This is a genomic window from Mesorhizobium sp. M0293, assembly GCF_040321735.1.
Classification (GTDB): Bacteria; Pseudomonadota; Alphaproteobacteria; order Rhizobiales; family Rhizobiaceae; genus Mesorhizobium.
Genome location: NZ_JAMYSA010000288.1, coordinates 1 through 1100, shown reverse-complemented (window position 1 = coordinate 1100; position 1100 = coordinate 1). Strand labels below are relative to the sequence as shown.

General features: G+C 55.9%; 2 protein-coding genes. Both read left to right on the top strand.

The annotated features are described in order from the left end of the window. The coding region (locus NKJ06_RS35505; protein ID WP_352812593.1) for a hydantoinase B/oxoprolinase family protein at nucleotides 1–432 on the top strand (432 nt) is incomplete at its 5' end. A gap of 6 nt (nucleotides 433–438) precedes the next feature. Further along, nucleotides 439–1100: NAD(P)/FAD-dependent oxidoreductase (locus NKJ06_RS35500; protein WP_352812591.1), on the top strand; the 662-nt coding region annotated here is incomplete at its 3' end.

Here is a 1100-nt window from a genome sequence, read left to right as displayed (position 1 = left end):
GAGGACAGCTGTGGCGCGGGCAGGTACCGAGGTGGTCTCGGCATCGCGCGGCAGATTGCCGCCACAGAAGATGACGTCATCTTCTCGGTCCGTTCGGATGGCCATATTTACCCGCCTCCCGGGCTGCGCGGTGGCCAAGATGGGCGTTGTGCGAAAATACTGTTCAATTCTGGGTCCGCCGAAGAACGTGAACTCGAGTCGAAGACTACGAATTTCGTCCTCGACTGCGGTGACAGTATAAGAATCGAAACGCCGGGCGGCGGAGGATATGGTCCTGTCGGTGAAAGAAGCGATAAGCAGATTGTCGACGATATCGAAAATAGCAAGACATCGCTCGCATTCGCGAAAAAAGCTTACGGCACACCACGGGTAGAGCAGATTCTGGAAAAAAGCGAGCAGTCGGCCTTTGACGCAATCAAGGCGGCTGAATGAACTTCTATGAACTCGTCCAGAAAAAATTTCGATGTGATCGTTGCCGGTGGCGGTCTGGTGGGAATTTCCATTTCCCTGGGGCTGAGACTGCGTGGCCTTGATGTGCTCGTGCTTGATGGCTGCGATGACGACAATCGTGCCGCACGGGGCAATTTCGGCCTCATTTGGGTGCAGACCAAGGGTCACACTTTCCGACCCTATGCGCAGCTTTCGCGCAAAGCGGCAAAGATATGGCCGGCCTTTAGTTCGCAGTTGAAGGAATTGAGCGGAATAGACGTCGGACTAGAAGGCGACGGGGCCTTCTATCTCTGCATGTCGGAAGGGGAGTGGAAAGATCGCGCCGAATTGATGAGAAAACAATTCGACAATGATCTTCCCGTGGCTGCCGCGTATGAGATGATGGAGCGCCGCGAACTGGACAAGCATATTCCCGGTCTTGGAAATTCGGTTGTCGGTGGCTGTTACGGCCGTCTGGACGGCGCGGTGAACCCCTTGAAGTTCTTCCGGGCCCTACATTCGGCATTTGGCGCAATTGGTGGCGAATACCGGGCATCCAGCGCTGTCACGGAGATCCGGCCTGCACGGTCCGACTTCCAGCTAACAGCCGGGAACTCGACATATAGCTGCGCCAAATTGGTGCTGGCCGCAGGACTTGGCAACAACCAGCT